The following is a 21,044-nucleotide window of genomic DNA, read 5'->3' as shown; positions in this document are numbered from 1 at the left end:
CCATGAAAACCCCTAAAACCGCCCCCGTTTTGCGCACAGTTTCGCTGGCCTGCGCTGCCTTGTTGGCATGCACTGCCAGCATGGCCGACATCTTTGTGAGCAGCGAGAAAGACAATACGGTGGTCCAGCTCGATGACGAAGGAAAAGTCCTGCGCTCCATCGAAGTCTGCAAACGCCCTCGCCATATGGAATGGGCCCAGAGCGGACAGCAAATCTTGGTTGTTTGCGGCGACAGCGACCAGCTCGGCGTCATTGACGTGAAGGCCGGCAAGATGGTGGGCACCGTGCCCACCGGCGAGAGCCCGGAAATCATTTCGCTCTCACCGGACGGCAAGGTCGCCTATGTGTCGATCGAAGATGAGAACAACGTGACCGCCTACGACCTGGCGACCAAGAAGCCATTGTTCTCGGTCAAGACCGGTGCCGAGCCCGAGGGCGTGCTGGTCACTGCCGATGGCAAAACCTTGTTCGCAACCTCCGAGGTTGCCAGCAGCGTCTACCGCATTGATGTGGACAAGCGCAAAACCACGGGCCAGGTCAAAGTGGGGCTGCGCCCACGCCGCTTTGTGATTGCGCCCGATGCGTCGGAGCTCTGGGTAACCAACGAGCTGGGTGCCAGCGTCAGCATCATTGACACCCAAACCATGAAAGTGCGCCACACCCTGAAGTTTGAGGTGAAGGGCATGCGCGCCTCCGACATCACCCCTGTGGGCATGACCATGAGTGCCGATGGCAAGACCGTGTGGGTCGCACTGGGCCGCGCCAACCATGTTGCAGAGGTCGATACAGCCAGCCGCGCGGTAAAGGGCGTCGCACTGGTGGGCAAGCGTGCGTGGGGCGTAGCACTGTCGAAGGACGGTAGCAAGCTCTATGCAGCCAATGGCATGTCTGACGACATGACCATCATCGACACCGCCAGCCGCAAACCTCTCAAGACCGTACCGGTGGGGCGCGAACCCCACTCGATACTGGCCAACTAAATCGTCAGGGCGCGGCCAGAGTCAGGCCGTGCGACTGAAAGATTCGCAGCAGTTCGCCCGACGAGCGCAGACGATCGAGCGCTGCGTCGAGCAAGGTGGCCAACTCTTTGCTGTCTGCCTTGACGGCCATGCCCAGCGCCCAGCCGTTGGGCGGGACCGCTGGCATGGAGAGCTGGGTGAACTCCCAGTCCTTGCGGTCGAGCTTGCGGGCAAACACTGCGGCCTCAGCCTGCGCCAAAGTGACAAACGCTGCATCGACTTCACCGCTGAGCACCTTGGAGGCCGCATCCATGCCGCTCTTGAACAGCATCACCCGGTCCCGCACCAAGCCCCCACGGTAACCCAACATGGCGCTCGCAGCGCCGGTACCGCGCTCCACCGCAATGTTGCGGCCCACCAGATCGTCCACACGCGACACCAGGCCGAGGTTTGCGCGCTTGTAAAACAACACCAGATACTCGCGGGTATAGGGGGCAAAGATGAAAGCCTGGCTGTTCTGGCTCATGAAGTATTTGTCCACCGGCACGTGCAACATCACGTCGGCAGGTCCGTAGCCAAGGTAGTGCCCGCGCCAGACCATGTTGCGCAGGTCATCCGCCATGTTTTCGCCCGCATCGAACGGGAGGAACGACGTCTTGAGCTGCAGCTCCCGGGCCAAAGCCTCAGCCAGGCTCACATCCAGACCCGTCATCGCGGAGGCAGTGCCGTCCGAGAAAGGGACGTTGTCTTTATAGAGCGCAACCTTGAGGGCGCCATTGGCGCGGATTTTCTCGACCGCGGTTCTCTCCTGGGCCTGCGCCACACCGCCCAGCCCTAAAGCCAAGGGCGCAGCGGCTGCCAGCAGAATTCGGCGAGGGAATGCGCCGGGGTTCACATTGCGTGATTGACTCATCGTGTCTCCATGTATTTTTTTACTTGCCGGTCACTCTTGGGATCAAGGCTCGCGGCGGGTTTCGAGGTAAGTCTTGATCGCCCAGATGGCTTCCTGCGTCAGGATACCTTCAAACGGAGGCATGTAAACGCGGCCGTCGCGGGTGCGCCCACGGCGCGTTGTGGACACATAGTATTCGTTGATTTCCGCGAAACAAGCCTGCTTTTTGGCCATATCGGCCAGGCCCATGCAGTCGGCATCGAGCTTGCGCAAGTCGGGCGATATGCCGCCGGAGATTGCCTCCAGGCCGTGGCAACGTGCGCAATTCTGGTTGTAGGCAGAGGAGCCGATGCGCAGTGCTTCCTTGTTGGCGGGGCCTGCGGAATAGGGGTTGTTGTCCAGCCACTTGGGGCCGAGTTGCGGCAATGTCGTTGTGTCTACCGACTGGGGGACTACATCGCCGTGGGCCCAGGCGCTCTGGGAGGTCCAGGCCATGCAGGCGGCCAGTGCCAGCGCAGCCAGTGCGCCCTGTTTGAGGATATTGGTTGTCATGAAAAGGTCTGCCTTCCAGGTAAATAGTTAGTGTTGCAACCAGCAGAGGCCTGCAAATATCGCGCCAATCAATTTTGGCTCTGCTCCACTCGGGTGTGCCAACTTGACACACCGCCCTGACACTGCTTGGCCTGCATATTGCGCCGTGTTGAACATTGTTTCAAAACAGAGCAGAATGAATGTCAAAGAGCTACACAACAACATATCGCACGGATCATTTTCTTGGCGAACTCGAAGCGGACCCGACAAGTCCTTTTGAGTCAAGCGCCATGGGCTGGCCGGAAGCGATTGCTGGAGACACAATGACCGCAGTTAGCATTGCCGACGCCGGCGGGAAGGGCTTTGCCCCGTTAATCTGCCCGCCCTTGGACAGTCCTGAGCACACCACGCTCATACACACCTCCCACGGGCGGTCGAACGGCTTCGGCCTGCGCGAGATAGACCTGCCCGACTACACCTCTGCCGCCCGCGGTGAGATGAACGAAGCCTTGGAGGCCAACCGGTTTTTGTACCGGCATGCCGCGCCCATCATGGAGACGCTCTACCACCAGATCGCAACCACGCAAAGCATGGTGCTGCTCACCGCGCGCAGCGGCATGGTGTTGCACTCGCTGGGTGATGCCGACTTTCTGGAAAAAGCCTCTCGTGTGGCACTGGCCCCGGGGGTGGACTGGTCCGAAAAGAGCAAGGGCACCAATGCGATTGGCACCGCATTGGCCGAAGAACATCCGGTGGTGGTGCACGGCGCGCAGCACTACCTGCAGGTCAATCGCTTTCTTACCTGCTCGTGCACCCCCATTTTTGACCCCTACGGCAAAGTCATTGGTGCGCTGGACGTAACCGGCGACCACCGCAGCTACCACCAGCACACCATGGCGCTGGTCCGCATGTCCGCCCAAATGATTGAAAACCACATGTTCGCGGCGGTCTTCCCGAAAGATGTGATCGTGCGCTTTCACTCACGGGCGGAATTTCTGGGCACGCTGATGGAGGGCATTGTTGTTCTCACCCAGGAGGGCCGGTTTGTTACCGCCAACCGCAGCGCGCAGTTTCAGCTGGGTCTTTCGTGCAACGCCTTGGGCGCACATACTTTTTCATCCTTGTTCGGTACCTCGATTTCGCAATTCATCGACCGCATCCGGACGGCAGGCAGCCAACCCGTCACTCTGTGCATGCACAACGGGGTAAGCGTGTGTTGTCTCAGCGAACAAAAGCCGCGCAACACCTTTGAGGCGCAGGGCTTTGAAGCGCCGCCCGCCGCCGCACCGGTGGTTGAAAAACAGCAAGCGCGCATGGAGTCTCTCTCCAGCCTGCGCTACCTTGACACCGGGGACCCGCAGCTCGCCCGCGTAATTCAAAACCTCAGCAAGGTGCGCGGCTGCGATATTCCGATCATGATCCTGGGCGAAACCGGCACCGGCAAAGACCTTTTGGCGCAGGCCATTCACAACGATTCGCCACGGGCCCGGCACAACTTCGTATCGGTGAACTGTGCGTCCATTCCCGAGACGCTGATTGAGTCCGAGTTGTTCGGCTACGAAGAGGGCGCCTTCACCGGTGCCAAGCGCAAGGGGTCGGTGGGCAAGGTCTTGTACGCCAACGGTGGAACCTTGTTCCTCGACGAAATTGGCGATATGCCCAAGCACCTGCAGGCCCGTTTGCTGCGTGTGCTGCAAGAGCGAAAAGTCAGCCCGCTGGGCGCCGGGAAAGAGGTGGAGGTGGACGTTGCCGTAATTTGTGCCACCAACAAGAACCTCAAAGACATGATCGCCCGCGGCGAGTTTCGGGAAGACCTGTACTACCGGCTGAACGGTTTGGTGGTGCGCCTTCCCGCGCTACGCGAGCGTCAGGACCTGGAGGTGGTAACCCGCAAAATTCTGGCCAGCGTCTGCAGGACAGCCACCCCCATGGGCATTTCGGCCGAGGTGATGGACATCTTCCACCAGTTCCCCTGGCCGGGCAATTTCCGCCAGCTTTTTAATCTGCTCCGGACCACCGTGGTGATGGCAGGCGACAGCTCTGAGGTTCAACTGCACCACCTGCCGCAGGACTTTCTGGAGGAAGCCAACCTGGCTGACCGCATGTTGCCGCCCTCTATCGTGCGGCACATGCCCTACCCTGCCACCGCCCTCCAGGCGCGCACAGACATCAGCATCGATGTATCAGCGCCCCCTGTGCCCCCACAAGCTATGCCGCTGCGCACAGAGCCGGCCAGGCTGGAGAACGTAGCCCTGGACGCCATGGCGCAGGCTTTGCGCAGCACCGGTGGCAATGTCTCGGTCGCTGCAAAAATGCTGGGCGTCTCGCGCAACACCATTTACCGCAAGAAAGACCAGTTGCCTTCCGATGTCTGGGGCTGACTGCTGAGCCTTCAGGCCTATTGCGGGGCAGCAGTGCTGGCAACCAGCGCCGCCATGGCGGCGGGGTGATTTTGGGAGGCCGCTTTTTGCAGCCAGTCCAGGCTTTTCTGCAGGTCTAACGTGCGGCCCCGCCCGGTGCGCAACATCACGGCCAGAGCGTACTGTGCTTCCGGATTGCCGGCCTGCGCACCCAACTCAAACCTGCGAGCCGCCTCTTGCAAGTCCATGGGTACACCGCGTCCCGCCTCGTAGGCCCAAGCCAGGCGCGCCTGGGCAGTGGAGTCGCCTGCTTCCGCCAGTTCACGGTACAGGATCGCCGCGCGCTCGTGCTGCCCGCCGCCACTGAGCAGCTCGGCCTGTTGCAAGGGCGTCAGGGCACTGGCATCCTGGCCCAAGGTAGCCAGCATGGCTTTTGCATCTCGGTCCCCGTGTGAAGCTGCCTGAGAGAGGTACAGGCGCGCTTTGTCGGGGTTGCGAGGCAGCAGGGTGCCCGCGAAATAGAGCAGGCCCAGACGGTACTGCGCCTTGAAGTTGTTGGTCGATGCAGCGCTTGCGTACAGCGCCTCGGCTTTGCCCATATTGCGCGGCTCACCCAGCCCGTCTTCCGCCAGGATGCCCAAATTGAACAAGGCATCCCCGTTGCCTACTTCTGCAAGGGTTTGCCAGACTTCCCGGGCGAAGTCATAACGGGCCATCTTGAATTCGGCATAAGCCTTGTAGTTGCCCATCGCGGGGTTGCGCAACCAATCGGCGCGCGTGCTGTCTTGCGCCAAGGAGCCGCCACTGATCAGCAGGGCGCCCGAGAGTGCCAGAGAGGCCGCGCCCCGGGAAGTGAACATGGAACGCGTAGCCCGCTTTTATTGCTTGGGAACTGACAGCACCCAGTTGGCCAGCTTGGCGAGATCCGCCTGGCCTATGGAAGAGTGCGGTGGCATGGGAATACGACCCCACTTGCCTTTAGAGCCGTTTTGTATGGCTTGCACCAAGGATGCAGCGGCTCCGGCCTCGCCCCGGTATCGCTCTGCGATGGCAGAAAACGAGGGGCCCACCACTTTCTCATTCATGGCATGGCAGGAGAAGCAGCCATTGTCTTTGGCCATCGCCATGGCGGCGGCCTGATCGGCTGCGCTCAACCCGGTCGCGTGGCAAGCGCCGGACAACAGAAGCAAAGGAATTAGGAATTTTTTCATGCTACTTGAGGCAATAAATGAGGGGTGCTGAACTTGCGCCCAACACCCCACGTTTCATCAAAACACTAGCTGATTAGCTCTTGGGCAACTTGAATGTCCACACGGAACCGCCTTGCTCGAGGAAGTTGACCTTCTTGGCCACTTCGCCGCCCCACAGCGGCACCGCACCGCCCCAGCCGGACACAACGCTGATGTACTGCTCGCCGTCTTGCTTCCAGGTGATGGGAGGAGCCACCACGCCGGAGCCGGTTTGGAATTGCCACAGCACCTTGCCGGTCTTGGCATCAGCGGCCTTCAGGTAGCCTTCAGGCGTACCCCAGAAGACCAGGTCGCCAGCGGTTGCCAGAACACCACCCCACAGAGGCGCGTTGTTCTTGATCTCCCATGCCATCTTGCCGGTCTTGGGATCAAAAGCGCGCAGGCTGCCGATGTAGTCGTTGTTCAAAGGCTTGATGGTGAAGCCCGCACCCAGGTAAGCGCCGCCCTTCTTGTAGGTGATGGGCTCGTTCCAGATGTCCATGCCCCATTCGTTGGTGGGCACATAGAACATCTTGCTCTTGGGGCTGTAGGCCATAGGCTGTTGGTTCTTGCCACCCAGGAAGCCTGGAGCCGCGAACACTGCAGAGCCCTTCTTGCCGTCAGCCGACGCGTTAGGGTCGCCGGGGCGGTTTTCAGGAACGAAGTTCGGACGTCCGGTTGCAATGTCGATGCTCTTGGCCCATGTGTTGCCCTTCACGAACGGGAAGGCATTGATCAGCTTGCCGGTGGCGGCATCGTTCACATAGAAGAAGCCGTTACGGTCGGCCTTGCCGCCCACGCGCTTGCCGTCCATGTCGAATGTGATGAACTCGTTGACGCCGTCAAAGTCCCAAGCGTCGTTGGGGGTGTTTTGATAGTGCCAGACGATCTTGCCGGTCTTTGGATCGATCGCAACGGTGGCAGCGGAGTACAGGTTGTCACCCTTGCGCACGTGGGCGTTCCATGGGCCGGGGTTGCCGGTACCGAAGTAGGCGAGGCCGGTCTTGGCGTCGTAAGTGCCGCCCAACCATGGGGATGCACCACCGGTTTTCCACATTTCACCAGGCCAGGTGGCGTTGGTGGTGCCGGAAATACCGTTTTCCTTGCCGTCTTTGTAGCCCATGTGGCCTTCGACTACGGGGCGTGTCCAGACCAGCTTGCCGGTCTTGGGGTCACGCGCTTCGACACGACCCACCACACCGAATTCGCCGCCGGACAGGCCGGTCATCAGCAACCCGTCAGCGATCAGAGGGGCTGCGGTGTAGCTGTAGCCGGCTGCGTAATCGTCAATCTTTTCGCGCCACACCACCTTGCCGGTGTCTTGGTCGAGGGCCACGATTTGGGCGTCCAATGTGCCGAAGATCACCAGGTTGTCATACAGGGCAGCGCCACGGTTCACCACGTCGCAGCAAGGCATGATGCCTTCGGGCAGACGGTGCTCGTACTTCCAGATTTTTTCGCCGGTCTTGACGTCCACCGCAAAAATGCGGGAGTAAGAGGCGGTCACGAACATCTTGCCCTTGTAGACCAAAGGCTGCGACTCCTGGCCGCGTTGTTTTTCGCCGCCGAAGGACATGGACCACACGGGCACCAGGTTCTTCACGGTTTTGGTGTTGACGCTATCGAGTGCGGAGTAGCGCTGGCCTTGTGTGCCCATGCCCCACGACAAAACCGAGCTTTCATCGGCAGCGTCGTTTGCAATCATGGCGTCTGTTACTTGTGCCGACACATGCGCGGCAGCTGCCGACATGAGCAAGGCGAAGAGTTTCTTTTTCACTGTGTTGTCTCCTGGCTAATGGTTGCGTTATCCACAGGCCAGCGGCCGGCGGGTTCGGACTGTCCCGCTTTTTACAGAGTGACCAGTCCGTAGAAGGTTTTTGCAAGGACTGTGCCAACTCAGAAGTCCATTTTTAGGGCCAAAAGCAGGCCGCACCATCAGGGTTTTTCCGAGGCTCCCGGCACCGGGTGAGGGCTATTGTTGCGTGACGACCTGCGACACTGTTCCAAATTGGCGCAACAGCCCGCATGGCGCTACAGGACGCGTGCGCCGAAGCCTTCGCTGGCTTGCCAGCGGCCTTTTTTGTCCACCACCAGCACATCCACGCCCCAAGCCCGCGCAAGGGGCAACGCCCGGTCGTAGCCCGCCACAAAAAACACCTTGGTAAGGGCGTCTGCCATCACGCAGCTGCGGGCAGCCACGGTCACCGCTGCCAACTCCGGCGGCGAGCGTCCGGCCATTGGATCGAAAATGTGATGGTCGCGGCCATCGGGGCTGAAGCGGCACTGGTCGTCGGCGGACGAAGCGATGCAGCGCCCCCGAAGGGCCACCGTGGCCAGCAATTCACCCGGAGCGCGCGGGTCTGCCAGCCCCAGCGACCAGTCGGTGCCATGCGCCGACTCGCCCAGCGCCGCCCATTCACCGGTATCCACCAGCGCATCAGCAACACCCAAGGACTGCAGGCGAAGGCGCACTACATCGGCACAGTAGCCTTGGGCAATGCCGTTGAGCGTAATGGCCATGCCGGTCTGCGCCAGGCTCACGGTGTGCGCCCCCACATGCAGTTGGCGCCAATCCACCGGCCGCCGCGCGGCATGAATCTCTGCCGGTGTCGGCAGCCGCCCCTGCGACTGCGCTGTGGCATAGGCGGCCCAGAGCGGCTGCACCGTCACATCAAAAGCGCCGCCGCTGCGGCGCGACACGTCCTGCGCCACCCGCAGCACTTGCAGAAGATGGTTCGGTGCCCGCTCCAGCCGGCCGGCCTGGTTGAGCCGGGTAATGGCGCTGCCTTCGCGATACAGACTCATCTGGTCTTCTAGGGTTCGAATATCGTCCACCGCCGCGTCCAGCGCGCGCGCAAGCACCGCGCCCTCAGCGTGCGCCGCACGCACAGTCATGGCGGTGCCCATGGCCTGCAGCGTGCGGCTTTGCCACTGCATGGCAGCCGTGTGGGGGCGGGCCGCGGCCGGCCCGTTGCCCAAGCCCGCCGCCGCGCCCATTGCAAAGGCAATCAGATTGCGCCGCTTCATGAGGGGCTTCTTTCCGGAACGATGGGAATCACAGTGGCACCCGACGCCGCCGCACCACCCTTGCGGGCGCTGTTGTACACAGGAACGCAGAGGGTCGCGCTCTCATAAATCACCACGCAGTCCATGCACTGGAAGCATTCGTTGTAGTCCACCTTGCCGGACTTCTCGATTGCTTGGTAGGCGCAATCGCTGCGGCAGCGCTGGCAGGGCTGCCCGCACTCCGAGCGGCGGGCGATCCAGTCCCAACGGCGCAAGCGTCCCAGCACGCCCATGCCGGCTCCCAGCGGGCACAGGTACCTGCAGTAGCCCTTGTAGACAAACGCACTGAGGGCCACCATGGCGACCGCCCACAACACAAAGGGCCAGGCACGCACAAAGTTCAGCGTGATACTGGTCTTGAAGGGCTCCACCTCCACCAGCCGGTCCGTCCACGTCACCGACAGACAGGCCGACACCACGATCAGCCCCAGAACCGCATATTTCACCCGCTTGAGCTGCCGGTCGACATCGCCGGATACCCGCACCGGCCGAATGCCCAGCTTGCGGGTGATCTGACTTACCAAGTCCTGCAGCGCGCCGAAAGGGCAAAGCCAGCCGCAGAAGGTGCCGCGTCCCCAGACAAAAAAGGTCAGCGCCACAAAGGCCCACAGCAGCACGGTCATCGGGTCATAAAGCAGGAAGCCCAGGCTGCGGCCAGCCATCAACGCCTGAATGACGGCGGTGATATTCACGATGGACAACTGCCCCTGCGCATACCAGCCTATGAAGAACAGAGTGAAGATCAAATAGCCCAGGCGGAACCTATGCAAGCGCGAGACGCTGGCGGTCAGCCAGCGCGGCCGGCTCAGCGCCCATGCCAGCAGTGCCAGACCGGCCACCAACAACGCCAACTCCCACACCCGTGAGGTCCAGCTCAATACCCAGGTCTTGCTGTCGGAGCTGGCGGCTTCGACATAGCGCTCCGGGATGGCTGCAGAAAACGCAAAAGGCTTGTTAACCACCTCGGGCATAAACTGCCCCTTGCTGCGCGAGACCAGCAGCGCAAAATTCAGGGGCAAAGAAGGGTCCAGCCCCGCGGCCGAAATAACCCGGAAGACGCGCCATTGCGCATCCTTCAGGTCCTCGGGAAAACCAATAGTGGTGTCCAAATCGAGGTCGCGCATTTCCAGCGGCAGTCCGCCTTGGGTCAGGCTGAGCCGGTCCGGCAGGGTGCCGCGCTGGAAGTCCTCGCCGACGATGCCGTAGCGGCCCTTGCTCGCCACCAGCAAGGCATGGTCGCCGGGCTCCAGTCGCTTTTGGAGGTAATCCCAGGTGGCTGGCGGCAGCAGGCTGCTTCCAACCGAGGGCACGGTGAGCGGCGCGAATACCAGCTCTACGAAGGGAGCGTTCGCAGCGCCGCCCCCGTCATCCATCCCCTCGGCGGCGGTGCCTTTGAAAGCCGCCTCCACCTCGGCGTTGCTAAACACTTTGCGGGTAATCAGCCCCTTGCGCTCCAGGCCTTGCCAGTCCAGCGCGTCCAGTACATCGGGCTTGATGCGACCCACCATATCGGGGTCACGCCCTGCGCCGTAACCCATCTTGGCGCGTGCCACCTTCAGCGAAGCGGCCAGCAGGCTCTGGTTCAAGATGCGCACCGAGGCGGTGGCCTTTGCGACCCCGTCGATGTAGACGTTGGCACTGTTGGCCTTGTTGTCACTGGCGTTGTTGAGCCCGATCTTGATGCTCTGCTTGAGCGAGAGATTTTGGTATTGCTCCACAAACTTGAACAAAGGCTGCTCTCCCAGCCCTTCCAGAAACACCGGCTCGTGGTGGTTCAGCACTTTGACTTCCATGAACTTGCCGTCCTTGTCCAGCGCCACCAACAGGTTCATGGGTGTGCCGGAGAAGCCGGGGATGGCCGCAAAGTCGATGGACTCAAACGCATAAGCCACGATGGGTGTCGCGGTGGCCTCTTGCTTGAAGATCGGCCAGACCGGAAGGTCGCGATCTTTCTCACCGACGATAAGCGGCGAAGGAAAGGCTTTCTCCATGGCCGCGCGGTCCATGACGCCGGCGTGCGCAAAGGGGCCGTCCACCAGCAGCGCAAACAGCCCGAGGAACACAGCAGCCCAGCCTGCGCGCCAATGACTCTTTAAGCTCACCGCCGCTTTACACACAGCACCCCCTCAGGCCCGCTGCCGCACCCAGCCCCGCTGCGGGTCGTAACCCCGCAAAGCGAGGCCAAAACACACTGCGCCGCCCACCAGCACCACGGCCAGCGCAGTGGGGTTGAACTGCCCCTCCAGAGCAAATCGCAACAGTTCCACCACATAAGTGAACGGGTTGAGTTGCGCGAGCTGCGACAACCACAGTGCGCCGGACTCCTCCACCTTCCACAGCGGATAGAGCGCGGTGCTGATGAAGAACATCGGGAATATGACAAAGTTCATGGTGCCGGCAAAGTTCTCCAGCTGCTTGATGTAGACCGACAGCATCAGGCCCATGGCGGCCAGCATGGTCGCGCCTACGGCCATGAAGGGCAGCGCCAGCAGGCAGCTGGCCAGCTCCAAGTCCACCCCGAACACCACCGCAATCAGCAGGAAGACCACCATCTGCAACAACGACAACACGGTGGAGGCCAGTAGCTTGAAGCCCAGCAGCCAGCCGCGCGGCAGGGGTGCGGTCAGCAGCAGGCGCATGACACCCATCTCGCGGTCGTAGACCATGGAGAGCGAGCTTTGCATGCCGTTAAACAGCGCAATCATCCCCAGCAGTCCGGGCAGCATGTAGACCTTGTATTCGACATAGGTCTCATACGGCGGAATGATGGCCACGCCAAACACGTTATGAAAACCCGCAGAGAAAACCACAAACCACAGCAGAGGCCGCACCAGGCTTGAGGCCAGCCGGGAGGGCTGGCGCATGAACTTCAGCAGCTCACGCCCCACCACTGCGCGCACTGCGCGGGCGAGATGCATCAGGGACGGTTGCGACATGCGCTCTCCTTCTCGTCCACACCCAGGGTGTCCAGCACATCGGTGGGATGCATCACGCCGTCAAATGGAGCCGCAGCGGCCACGCCATCGGCATGGCCCAGAAAAATCGGTTGGCGCAACTGCCCGTCCCAGGTGCGGAACGACAATCGCGGTCCTTTGAAACCATCCAAAAACACCTGCCCACCCCGCAAGGCCTTGAGGTGGTCTGCAGCGCTGCCCTTTGGCTGCTCGGCCAATGCCCCCACGACTGCCTTGACAGCAATCCATGACGCCCAGTCGTGCTCGGCCATGGGCCGCCCGGCGGAGCGCATGAAACGGCGCGAGAGCTGGGGCCCGCCATTTAAGTCCCACTGCGGATGCCACGCCAGGGGGGTTAGCCCGTTGGCGCCCACAACCGGACGTGGCCACTGGATGTTGTAGGGGAGGCCGCGGGCAAACTCGCCGTCGCTGTCCACCACCACCACCACGTCGTAGCCCTTTTCTTTGGTCAGCAGGCGGACATTGCCCAGCTCGCGCTCGCGCGGGTCGGTTGAGAGCTTGAACTGGGTGGTTTTGCTGAGCTTGACGCCATAGCGCTTGGCCGAGCGGCTGAAGGCATCCAGCTGCCGCTTATCCTGCGGCCGCGGACCGTGCAGCACCAAGGCCTGCGTCCAGGAGCGCGCTGCGAGAAATTGGGCCACGGCGTCACTGCGCATGGCCTCGCTGGGGTAGGTGTGCAACAGGTTTGCGTTGCAGCCTGCACCACGCAGCTCGTCGGACGCCGAGCCGGTATTGAAATACACCGCCGCCCCTGCCGCGGGGCCCGCAGCGAGCACGCTTTTGATCTCGGCCTCAGGCAGGTCGAGCAATACGTATTGCACCTTGGCCGCCTTGATCTGGGCCAATGCCTTGGGAAGGTCGGCAGCGCTGGCCGCCGAAAAGCTCTTGATCACCAGCTTGTGGCCCAGGGCTTCCATCTCAGGCGCAGACTCGTTTGCAGCCAGCGAAGCGCCTGCCATCTGACGGCCTTGAGGGTGCCCGGGGTACTGCTTTTCCAGCACGCGGGGTTGGTACCGCGAATCGTCATCAAGTCCCAGCACCCCCACGGTGATGGTGGCAGCGGCAGCCCCGGGGTGTGCAAGGGCTAGGCATATAGCGAGGCACGTCGCAAGACCGGTAGTGAGGAATAGAGCGCGCCAAGGCGCCAGACGCAGGGATGTCAAAGTAGTCTGCTCCTCATGGGGAAAGATCAGGGCTGTGGACCGGCGGGCGTTGCAAAACGCAACACCCTTCTACGAGATGGCAAGATTGGTGCCAGCAGCGGGGCGCGCCTGCGGCACCCGGGCCAACACCGCCCCATCAGCCGGAGATGTAGCTCTGCAGCTGGCTGATGGTTTGTTCGTGGTCTTTGATGATGTCGTCCATCAGGTCGCTGATGGAGACCATGCCCAGCACTTTATCGCCATCGACAACCGGCAGGTGGCGGATGCGCTTTTGGCTCATCAGTGCCATGCATTCTTGCGTGCGGGTTTGGGGGGAGACCACCATCACCTTGGCGGTCATGATGTCCTTGACCTTGGTGTCTTTGGAAGACCGGCCGGCAAGGGCGATTTTGCGGGTGTAGTCCCGCTCGGAGAACACACCAACCAATCTGTCGCCCTCCATCACCAGCAGCGCGCCTACGTCGCAATCGGCCAGCATTTCAAGGGCCTGGTAAACGCTGTCCTCAGGGCTCAGGCTCCAGATGGAGCCGCCGTGTTTTTCCAACAGTTCAAGAATCGGTCGCATAGTGCCTCCGCCAAACGTGTGAGGAACTCACCATACATCAAATAAAGTGTGAAGCCCACCGATAAGCCGGATTCTGTGCATGGGGTTTCCCCCATGTGACCACCATTACTCTGGGCCGCCGGTCGCCCGAGCGGCTCGATGCTACCTACCCGCACACTCCGGGGGCCCCGTCAACGTGTGCCTACTTGGTATTGCTGCGCGTAGAGATTGCCCGTTTCACCCGAACTGAATCGGCTCGTCTCTGTTGCTCTGATCCTCACCTTAGGGCCTGCCACTTGCGTGGCCGGCTTGTCGGTGGACAGCCGTTAGCTGCTACGCCGCCCTATGCAGTCCGGACGTTCCTCCAGTGCTCTGTTTCCAGAATTGCACCAGCGGTGGTCTGGCAGGCTTCACAGACGCATTATCAGTGGTGCAGCTCCCATACAGTGGGCTTTGCCTCAAAATGCATTGCCCACACCCACCACCCAGGAGACACCCATGCCATTTGATAACGTCCTGCAAACCATCGGCAACACGCCCCACATCCGCATCAACAAACTCTTCGGCGACAGCCACAAGGTGTACGTCAAGAACGAGCGCGCCAACCCCGGCGGCTCCATCAAGGACCGGATTGCGTTGGCAATGATTGAAGACGCCGAACGCAGCGGCGCACTGCAGCCCGGCGCGACCATCATCGAGCCCACCTCGGGCAACACCGGCGTGGGTCTGGCGCTGGTTGCCGCGGTCAAGGGCTACAAACTCGTTCTGGTCATGCCCGACAGCATGTCCATCGAGCGCCGCCGCCTGATGCTGGCCTATGGCGCCAGCTTCGATCTGACTCCGCGCGAAAAAGGCATGAAAGGCGCCATCGCCCGCGCCGAAGAACTCAAGGCCCAAACGCCCGGCGCCTGGATTCCGCAGCAGTTCGAGAATCCGTCGAACATCGACATCCATGTGCGCACCACCGCGCTGGAAATTGCCAACGACTTCCCCGGCGGTGTGGACTACATCATCACCGGCGTGGGCACCGGCGGCCACATCAGCGGAGTGGCGCAGGTGCTCAAGGCCCAATGGCCGCAGCTCAAGGTGTTTGCAGTGGAACCCAGCGCCTCGCCGGTCATCAGCGGCGGCGCGCCTGCGCCCCACCCGATTCAGGGCATCGGCGCGGGCTTTATCCCCAAGAACTTGAAGACCGAGCTGCTGGACGGCGTGATTCAGGTGGAAGCCGAAATCGCCCGTGAGTACGGCCGCCGCTCCGCCCGCGAAGAGGGTCTGCTGGTAGGTATCTCCAGCGGCGCCACGCTGGCCGCCATTGCCCAAAAATTGCCCGAGATTGCCGCCGGCAGCACGGTGCTGGGCTTTAACTACGACACCGGCGAGCGCTACCTGTCGGTCGAGGGCTACCTGCTGGCATAAGCGGAACCTAAAATCGGGGCTGCTTGATAACCACGAGCCCCCCATGATCCGCATTACTGAACTCAAACTCCCGCTTTCGGCGCTGCCCGTCGAGACGCGCCGCGCCTCCGACGCGCCGTCTGAGACCGAGGCAGACCGCGCGCCGGTGGCCCACCCGCTGGACGCCCTCACCCGCCTGAGCGCCCAGGCCCTGGGCGTAGACCCGTCAGCCATTGCCCATATGCAGGTATTCAAGCGCAGCTTCGATGCCCGCAAGGTGGATTTGCTGGCGGTCTACATCGTAGACCTCACCCTGGCAGACGCGTCGCTGGAGGCCCGCTTGTTGGACCAACACGCCGGCCACCCCCACATTGGCGCAACCCCCGACACGGCTTACCGCATGGTGGCGCAGGCGCCGGCTGGGTTGCGAACTCGCCCCGTGGTGGTGGGATTTGGCCCGTGCGGCATGTTTGCGGCGCTGGTGCTGGCGCAAATGGGCTTCCGGCCCATCGTGCTGGAGCGCGGCAAACCGGTTCGCCAGCGCACCAAGGACACCTGGGGCCTGTGGCGCAAAAAGAATTTGAATGCGGAGAGCAACGTGCAGTTCGGCGAGGGCGGCGCCGGCACGTTTTCAGACGGCAAGCTCTACAGCCAGATCAAGGACCCGCGCTTTCTGGGCCGCAAGGTGATGGAGGAGTTTGTGCAGCACGGTGCCCCCGCCGAAATCCTGTACGAGGCGCACCCGCACATCGGCACCTTCAAGCTGGTCAAGGTGGTGGAGGGGCTGCGCGAGCAAATCATTGCCTTGGGCGGTGAGATCCGGTTCGAGCAGCGCGTCAGCAACTTGCTCCTGAATTCAGAGCAGCCTGCGCAGTCTGTACGGGCGCTGGAGGTCGAAAACCTTGCCACGGGAAGCCGTTACGAGTTGCCGGCCAGCCATGTGGTGATTGCCCTTGGCCACAGCGCGCGCGACACCTTCGCCATGTTGTACGAGAGCGGCGTGGCCATGCAGGCCAAGCCGTTCTCGGTGGGCTTTCGCATCGAACACCCGCAAGGCGTGATTGACCGCGCCCGCTGGGGCCGCCATGCCGGCCATCCGCTCTTGGGGGCCGCCGACTACAAGCTGGTTCACCACGCGCAGAACGGCCGTGCGGTGTACAGCTTTTGCATGTGCCCGGGCGGCACAGTGGTGGCCGCTACCAGCGAACCCGGGCGGGTGGTGACCAACGGCATGAGCCAGTATTCCCGCGCCGAGCGCAATGCCAACGCCGGCATGGTGGTGGGCATTGACCCACCCGACTACCCCGACGACGAGGCCGCCTTCACCCACGCCTTCGGCCCCGAGCGCGGCCCGCGTTATGCCGCCGAGGCCGCCGCCCTGAAGGCCCTCAACCCGCGCGAAGCGCACCCGATGTCGGGCATTGCGCTGCAGCGCCAGCTCGAGAGCGGCGCCTACACTCTGGGCGGCAGCACCTACGAGGCACCCGGCCAGCTGGTGGGGGACTTTATTGCCGACAGGCCGTCAAGCGCTTTGGGCAGCGTCACGCCGTCGTACCAGCCCGGCGTGGCGCTGGGCGACCTCAGCTCCGCCCTGCCCGCCTATGCCATCGAGGCCATGCGCGAGGCGCTGCCGGTGTTCGGCCGCAAGATCAAAGGCTTTGACATGGCTGATGCCGTGCTGACCGGCGTAGAAACCCGTACCTCCAGCCCCATCAAAATCCCCCGCGGCGCCGACCTGCAGTGCAGCAACGTGCGCGGCCTCTACCCCGCCGGCGAAGGCGCCTCCTACGCCGGCGGCATCTTGTCCGCCGCGGTGGACGGCATCAAGGTGGCCGAGGCGCTGGCCTTGGACATGGTCGCCCGGCACTGAATCCGCAAAAAGAAGCCCCGCAACACCGTTGGCGTTGCGGGGCTTCGAAGCGGATCCGACCGGCGCATCACAGCGCGTCGCACCGTGCGCCGGCTCCCGGGTTTACAGCTTCGCGTTTTGCAGCGCGGCAATGCGATCTTCGATCGGCGGGTGAGTGCTGAAGAGCTGACCGATGCCGCCGGCAATGCCCATGGCGGCCACGGTCTTGGGCAGCTCGCCGGGGGTCATTCCACCCAGGCGGGCCAGGGCGTTCACCATGGGCTGCTTGCGGCCCATGAGCTGGGCGGCGCCGGCATCCGCACGGAACTCGCGCTGGCGGCTGAACCAGGCCACCACTATCGCCGCCGCGAAGCCGAGCACGATGTCCATCACGATGGTGGTCACAAAGTAGCCGATGCCGGGGCCTGTGTTTTCTTCGTCGTTCTTGCGCAGGAAGCTGTCGACCGCATAACCCACCACGCGGCTGATAAACACCACAAAAGTATTCATCACGCCCTGAATCAGGGTCATGGTGACCATGTCGCCGTTGGCAATGTGGGCGACCTCGTGGCCGATAACCGCCTCAATTTCCTCGCGGGTCATGCCGCGCAGCAGGCCGGTAGACACGGCGACCAGCGCGCTGTTCTTGAAAGCGCCGGTGGCAAAGGCGTTGGGCTCGCCCTCAAAAATACCCACCTCTGGCATGCCGATGCCGGCCTTGTCGGCGAACTTGCGCACCGTCTCGACAATCCAGGCCTCGTCCGCGTTTTGCGGCTGCTCGATGACCTTTACGCCCGAAGACCACTTGGCCAGTGGCTTGCTAATGAGCAAAGAGATGATGGCGCCGCCAAAACCCATGACGAGTGCAAATCCCAGCAACATGCCCAGATTCAGGCCGTTGGAGGTGAGGAACTGGTTCACCCCCAGCAGGCTGGCAACAATGCCCAGCACCACCACGACCAGCAGGTTGGTCACGATAAACAGAAAAATGCGTTTCATAGTCTCTCTTCCTAAAAGCGCCCGACCAGGGCCCGTGTCACCCATAGTAGGGATGCAGTGGCGGAATTCAAGCATCCACCGGCTTGAGCCCACGGAGTTTATGGCCTTTGCGGCGTGCGAAAGACGCTGACATCGGCATAGAAGTCCGGCTGCGCGTTGTCCGGCCACCAGCCCGGCACGCCCAGCACCGGCAGGTGCGCAAAGGGCTTGGCCGCCAGCATCGGGGCGCTCAGCGTGCCGGCGAGCCAGGCATCTACGTCTGCTATCGAATTAGTAGCTGCTTGCGCACGGAATACATGGGCTGTAATGGGTTTTCGTGGGTAAACCAGCTTCTCCAGCAAGGCGTGGCCGAACAGAACCAGAGTCGCCTCCTGCCACAGCGGCCGCAAGGGACCGAACAGGCGCGCCCAGTCTTTGGCGGCCAGCGCGTCCCACAGGTCGTCCGGCGCGACGAACAGGGCGGCGTTTTCATCGAACACGGTCAGCGCATCCCGCGCCGGGCCACGAACGGGCTGGATGCCGGTTTGCGCGGTGTGTTCAGCCTGCAGCTGGTTGAGGCGGCGTTTGGACTGCGGGAAATGCATCCAGCACAGGCCATTGAAAAAATCGTGCAGCCCGTCGCGGGTGGGCACGCAGTCGGTGTCAAAAATATGCCGCTCGTAGGCCACGCCCGCCGGCAGTTCGGCCTGCGGCACGAAGCGCACCGGCGCCAAGCCGGCGTCGTTCAGGGCCTGGGCCACTGAGATGCCGGCATCGGCCCGCGCGGCAATTTCAGCGCCCAGAACGCGCCACGGCCTCAGCCAGGGCGCCGCCCAGTCAATGGCCTCTAGACCATGCGCCACTGCAATGCTTCGCCGGCGGCCAAGGGCTTCAAGCTCGCCTCGCCGAAGGCAAAGCTCTCGGGCGGTATCCAGGTCTCGCGCCGCAGGGTGATGGTGCCGGCGTTGCGAGGCAGGCCGTAGAAGTCGGCCCCATGAAAGCTGGCAAAGCCTTCGAGCTGCGTCAGAGCGCCGGCGGTATCAAAGGCCTGGGCGTACAGCTCCATGGCGGCGTGCGCGGTGTAGCAGCCGGCGCAGCCGCTGGCGTGTTCTTTGAGTTGCGCGGGGTGCGGCGCGCTGTCGGTTCCCAGAAAGAATTTGCGCGAGCCGCCGGTGGCCGCCTGCACCAGAGCCAGGCGGTGGGTTTCGCGCTTGAGCACCGGCAGGCAGTAGTAGTGGGGCCGAATGCCGCCCATGAAGATGGCGTTGCGGTTGTAGAGCAGGTGGTGGGCGGTGATGCTGGCGGCGGTGAAGCCGTCGGCCTCGGCGACGTATTGCGCGGCCTCCCGTGTGGTGATGTGCTCAAACACGATCTTGAGCTCGGGAAAATCCCGCCGCAGCGGGATGAGCTGCTGGTCGATGAAAACCGCCTCGCGATCAAACAGATCAATGTCTGCGCTGGTCACCTCGCCGTGCACCAGCAGCAGCATCCCCGCTTTTTGCATGGCTTCGAGCGTCTTGTAGGTCTTGCGGATGTCGGTCACGCCGGCGTCGCTGTTGGTGGTGGCGCCTGCGGGGTAGAGCTTGGCAGCCACTACGCCGGCATCTTTGGCGCGGGCAATTTCGTCCGCGGGCAGGTTGTCGGTGAGGTAGAGCGTCATCAGCGGCTCAAACGAAACACCCGCCGGCACCGCCGCCTGAATGCGGGCCTTGTAAGCCAGCGCCTGCGCGGCAGTGGTGACCGGCGGCCTGAGGTTGGGCATGATGACCGCGCGGCCGAATTGGGCTGCGGTATGGGGCACCACGGTCTGCAGGGCCGTACCGTCGCGCACATGCAGGTGCCAGTCGTCGGGGCGGGTGATGGTGATGCTGTTTTGCAAGGTCGGGCTAGCGTTCATGGTGCGGATTGTCCCAAAAGCGTGGCGTGTGACTGGAGGTAGTCCCACAGGGCTTGCGCGGCGCCCTTGGGCGTGCGGCTGAGCGCGCGCTGGGCGGGGCTCAGGCTGCGGGCCGACTCCCGAACCAGCAGGCGCTCGCGGTAGGCCCGCACCTCCATGGTGATTTGAAAGGCCGGCTGCGCGGATCGCCTTGGCGGCACCGCGCTGACCAGCTTGCCGGCGGCCACATCGTTCTTGACCGCACTGTGGGGCAGGAAGGCAAGACCGTGGCCTTCGAGCGCCATGGCCTTGAGTCCCTCGGCCATGTCGGTCTCGTACACCCGGTCCACATGAATAGGCACCTCGGATTGCTTGAGGATCAGCTCCACCATCTGGGCCAGATAGGCGCCGGGCGCATAGCCCAAATAAGGCAGCGGCCGGGCGCCGGCGCCAGGCAGGCAAAACAGGGGCTTGCCGTCGGCGTCGGGCTTGGAATAGGGGGCCACAACCTCCTCGCCCAGGCTCACCATTTCATAGCGTTCGGCGTCGACCTGATAGGGCTGCGAGGCGTGGTGGTACGCAATCAGCAGGTCGCAGCTGCCCTCGACCAGGCGGGTGACGGCGTCGTGCACATTGAGGGCGATGAGCCGGCTCTTGAAGGGGCCGAAGGTGTCGCGCAGCGCCGACACCCAGGCCGGAAAAAAGGTAAAGGCCAGCGTGTGCGGCACCGCGAACTCCACCACGTCCTGCGCGGAGGTGGCATGGCCGCGCAGCATGGCGCGGGTGCTTTGCAGGGCCTGCAGCACTTCGATGGATTGGTCGTAAAGCGTTTCGCCGGCGGGGGTGAGGCGGGTCGGGTAGCTGCTGCGGTCCACCAGATCAGTGCCGGCCCAGGCCTCGAGCGACTGAATGCGCCGCGAAAACGCCGGCTGGGTCACATGGCGCAGCTGCGCGGAGCGGCTGAAACTGCGCGTTTCCGCCAGCGACACAAAGTCTTCAAGCCATTTGGTTTCCATGGGCGCAAATTATGCGCGGAATGCATAGATGGCGCAGCATCACCACGCTCTTCAGGCCTTGCGCCCCACCAGCCGTACGTAAGCCTCGCGGGTCTGGCCCGAGACGCTTTTGAGCACCTGCGCGTACGAGGTTTTGTGGCGCGCCATCAGACGCGCCGAGGCCACCGCCCGGGAGCGGCAAAACCAGTGGCAGCTGTGTTGCATCAAAAAC

At 62.8% G+C, this 21,044-nt stretch carries 18 protein-coding genes and 1 other RNA gene; 4 read left to right on the top strand and 15 right to left on the bottom strand.

What is annotated here, in order from left to right; all coding sequences use genetic code 11:
* Positions 1-2: 2 nt before the first annotated feature.
* Positions 3-980 (top strand): PQQ-dependent catabolism-associated beta-propeller protein, encoded by a 978-nt coding sequence (locus Q0O05_RS00095; RefSeq protein ID WP_293659697.1) that lies wholly within the window; start codon positions 3-5, stop codon positions 978-980.
* 4 nt (positions 981-984) lie between these two features.
* Here the strand turns inward: Q0O05_RS00095 and Q0O05_RS00090 are convergent, their stop codons facing one another.
* Both Q0O05_RS00090 and pedF read right to left on the bottom strand, forming a co-directional pair.
* Positions 985-1,872 (bottom strand): transporter substrate-binding domain-containing protein, encoded by an 888-nt coding sequence (locus Q0O05_RS00090; RefSeq protein ID WP_293659696.1) that lies wholly within the window; start codon positions 1,870-1,872, stop codon positions 985-987.
* 42 nt (positions 1,873-1,914) lie between these two features.
* Complete coding sequence (pedF, locus tag Q0O05_RS00085; RefSeq protein WP_293659695.1) at positions 1,915-2,403, bottom strand: cytochrome c-550 PedF; 489 nt, start codon at positions 2,401-2,403, stop codon at positions 1,915-1,917.
* 302 nt (positions 2,404-2,705) lie between these two features.
* Here pedF and Q0O05_RS00080 point away from each other — a divergent pair, with 302 nt between their 5' ends.
* Entirely contained in the window at positions 2,706-4,763 is a 2,058-nt protein-coding gene (locus Q0O05_RS00080; protein ID WP_293659694.1) for a sigma-54-dependent Fis family transcriptional regulator, read from the top strand.
* Positions 4,764-4,780: 17 nt separating this feature from the next.
* Here Q0O05_RS00080 and Q0O05_RS00075 read toward each other — a convergent pair whose 3' ends face one another.
* From Q0O05_RS00075 to rnpB, 9 genes are all read right to left on the bottom strand, one after another.
* Positions 4,781-5,602, bottom strand: a complete 822-nt coding sequence (locus Q0O05_RS00075; protein WP_293659693.1) for a tetratricopeptide repeat protein — start codon at positions 5,600-5,602, stop codon at positions 4,781-4,783.
* Positions 5,603-5,620: 18 nt separating this feature from the next.
* The gene (locus tag Q0O05_RS00070; RefSeq protein ID WP_293659691.1) at positions 5,621-5,953 is read right to left on the bottom strand and encodes a c-type cytochrome; all 333 of its coding nucleotides are present in this window, start codon (positions 5,951-5,953) and stop codon (positions 5,621-5,623) included.
* A gap of 73 nt (positions 5,954-6,026) precedes the next feature.
* Complete coding sequence (locus Q0O05_RS00065; protein WP_293659763.1) at positions 6,027-7,721, bottom strand: PQQ-dependent methanol/ethanol family dehydrogenase; 1,695 nt, start codon at positions 7,719-7,721, stop codon at positions 6,027-6,029.
* Positions 7,722-8,002: 281 nt separating this feature from the next.
* Positions 8,003-8,998: an FAD:protein FMN transferase gene (locus Q0O05_RS00060; protein WP_293659689.1), complete on the bottom strand. Its 996-nt coding sequence runs from the start codon at positions 8,996-8,998 to the stop codon at positions 8,003-8,005.
* Positions 8,995-11,139: a 4Fe-4S binding protein gene (locus Q0O05_RS00055; protein WP_293659687.1), complete on the bottom strand. Its 2,145-nt coding sequence runs from the start codon at positions 11,137-11,139 to the stop codon at positions 8,995-8,997. The genes Q0O05_RS00060 and Q0O05_RS00055 overlap by 4 nt, the downstream gene beginning before the upstream one ends.
* Positions 11,140-11,163: 24 nt before the next feature.
* Positions 11,164-11,973, bottom strand: coding sequence for an ABC transporter permease (locus tag Q0O05_RS00050; protein WP_293659685.1), 810 nt, complete (start codon positions 11,971-11,973; stop codon positions 11,164-11,166).
* The gene (locus Q0O05_RS00045) at positions 11,955-13,175 is read right to left on the bottom strand and encodes a branched-chain amino acid ABC transporter substrate-binding protein (protein WP_293659684.1); all 1,221 of its coding nucleotides are present in this window, start codon (positions 13,173-13,175) and stop codon (positions 11,955-11,957) included. The genes Q0O05_RS00050 and Q0O05_RS00045 overlap by 19 nt, the downstream gene beginning before the upstream one ends.
* A gap of 136 nt (positions 13,176-13,311) precedes the next feature.
* The gene (locus tag Q0O05_RS00040; RefSeq protein ID WP_293659683.1) at positions 13,312-13,740 is read right to left on the bottom strand and encodes a CBS domain-containing protein; all 429 of its coding nucleotides are present in this window, start codon (positions 13,738-13,740) and stop codon (positions 13,312-13,314) included.
* Positions 13,741-13,786: 46 nt separating this feature from the next.
* An RNA gene (gene rnpB / locus Q0O05_RS00035) (RNase P RNA component class A) lies at positions 13,787-14,131 on the bottom strand.
* A gap of 86 nt (positions 14,132-14,217) precedes the next feature.
* On the opposite strand from rnpB, the gene cysK reads away from it, so the two are divergent.
* Both cysK and Q0O05_RS00025 read left to right on the top strand, forming a co-directional pair.
* Positions 14,218-15,135 carry a cysteine synthase A gene (cysK, locus tag Q0O05_RS00030; protein WP_293659681.1) on the top strand — a complete coding sequence of 306 codons (918 nt, stop codon included), beginning with the start codon at positions 14,218-14,220 and terminating at the stop codon, positions 15,133-15,135.
* 43 nt (positions 15,136-15,178) lie between these two features.
* Positions 15,179-16,984, top strand: coding sequence for an NAD(P)/FAD-dependent oxidoreductase (locus Q0O05_RS00025; RefSeq protein WP_293659680.1), 1,806 nt, complete (start codon positions 15,179-15,181; stop codon positions 16,982-16,984).
* 102 nt (positions 16,985-17,086) lie between these two features.
* On the opposite strand, the gene htpX is transcribed toward Q0O05_RS00025, so the two are convergent.
* The 4 genes from htpX to Q0O05_RS00005 form a co-directional block, all read right to left on the bottom strand.
* Positions 17,087-17,962 carry a protease HtpX gene (gene htpX / locus Q0O05_RS00020; RefSeq protein WP_293659679.1) on the bottom strand — a complete coding sequence of 292 codons (876 nt, stop codon included), beginning with the start codon at positions 17,960-17,962 and terminating at the stop codon, positions 17,087-17,089.
* 98 nt (positions 17,963-18,060) lie between these two features.
* Entirely contained in the window at positions 18,061-18,804 is a 744-nt protein-coding gene (locus tag Q0O05_RS00015) for a DUF3025 domain-containing protein (RefSeq protein WP_293659678.1), read from the bottom strand.
* The gene (gene pyrC / locus Q0O05_RS00010) at positions 18,789-19,838 is read right to left on the bottom strand and encodes a dihydroorotase (protein ID WP_293659677.1); all 1,050 of its coding nucleotides are present in this window, start codon (positions 19,836-19,838) and stop codon (positions 18,789-18,791) included. The genes Q0O05_RS00015 and pyrC overlap by 16 nt, the downstream gene beginning before the upstream one ends.
* The gene (locus Q0O05_RS00005; RefSeq protein ID WP_293659676.1) at positions 19,835-20,833 is read right to left on the bottom strand and encodes a LysR family transcriptional regulator; all 999 of its coding nucleotides are present in this window, start codon (positions 20,831-20,833) and stop codon (positions 19,835-19,837) included. The genes pyrC and Q0O05_RS00005 overlap by 4 nt, the downstream gene beginning before the upstream one ends.
* Positions 20,834-21,044 lie beyond the last annotated feature (211 nt).

The sequence above is a fragment of the Rhodoferax sp. OV413 genome (genome assembly GCF_945881795.1).
GTDB lineage: Bacteria > Pseudomonadota > Gammaproteobacteria > Burkholderiales > Burkholderiaceae_C > Allorhodoferax.
Note: the sequence above shows the minus strand (reverse complement) of the source record. Positions and strands in the feature narration are given on the sequence as shown.

Coding starts and splice junctions, on each gene's coding strand:
- Q0O05_RS00090 (WP_293659696.1), bottom strand. CDS start 1,872: ATGAGTCAATCACGCAATGTGAACCCCGGCGCATTCCCTCGCCGAATT.
- Q0O05_RS00005 (WP_293659676.1), bottom strand. CDS start 20,833: ATGGAAACCAAATGGCTTGAAGACTTTGTGTCGCTGGCGGAAACGCGC.
- Q0O05_RS00060 (WP_293659689.1), bottom strand. CDS start 8,998: ATGAAGCGGCGCAATCTGATTGCCTTTGCAATGGGCGCGGCGGCGGGC.
- Q0O05_RS00070 (WP_293659691.1), bottom strand. CDS start 5,953: ATGAAAAAATTCCTAATTCCTTTGCTTCTGTTGTCCGGCGCTTGCCAC.
- Q0O05_RS00050 (WP_293659685.1), bottom strand. CDS start 11,973: ATGTCGCAACCGTCCCTGATGCATCTCGCCCGCGCAGTGCGCGCAGTG.
- Q0O05_RS00040 (WP_293659683.1), bottom strand. CDS start 13,740: ATGCGACCGATTCTTGAACTGTTGGAAAAACACGGCGGCTCCATCTGG.
- Q0O05_RS00095 (WP_293659697.1), top strand. CDS start 3: ATGAAAACCCCTAAAACCGCCCCCGTTTTGCGCACAGTTTCGCTGGCC.
- Q0O05_RS00075 (WP_293659693.1), bottom strand. CDS start 5,602: ATGTTCACTTCCCGGGGCGCGGCCTCTCTGGCACTCTCGGGCGCCCTG.
- Q0O05_RS00080 (WP_293659694.1), top strand. CDS start 2,706: ATGACCGCAGTTAGCATTGCCGACGCCGGCGGGAAGGGCTTTGCCCCG.
- cysK (WP_293659681.1), top strand. CDS start 14,218: ATGCCATTTGATAACGTCCTGCAAACCATCGGCAACACGCCCCACATC.
- pedF (WP_293659695.1), bottom strand. CDS start 2,403: ATGACAACCAATATCCTCAAACAGGGCGCACTGGCTGCGCTGGCACTG.
- Q0O05_RS00065 (WP_293659763.1), bottom strand. CDS start 7,721: ATGTCGGCAGCTGCCGCGCATGTGTCGGCACAAGTAACAGACGCCATG.
- pyrC (WP_293659677.1), bottom strand. CDS start 19,838: ATGAACGCTAGCCCGACCTTGCAAAACAGCATCACCATCACCCGCCCC.
- Q0O05_RS00025 (WP_293659680.1), top strand. CDS start 15,179: ATGATCCGCATTACTGAACTCAAACTCCCGCTTTCGGCGCTGCCCGTC.
- htpX (WP_293659679.1), bottom strand. CDS start 17,962: ATGAAACGCATTTTTCTGTTTATCGTGACCAACCTGCTGGTCGTGGTG.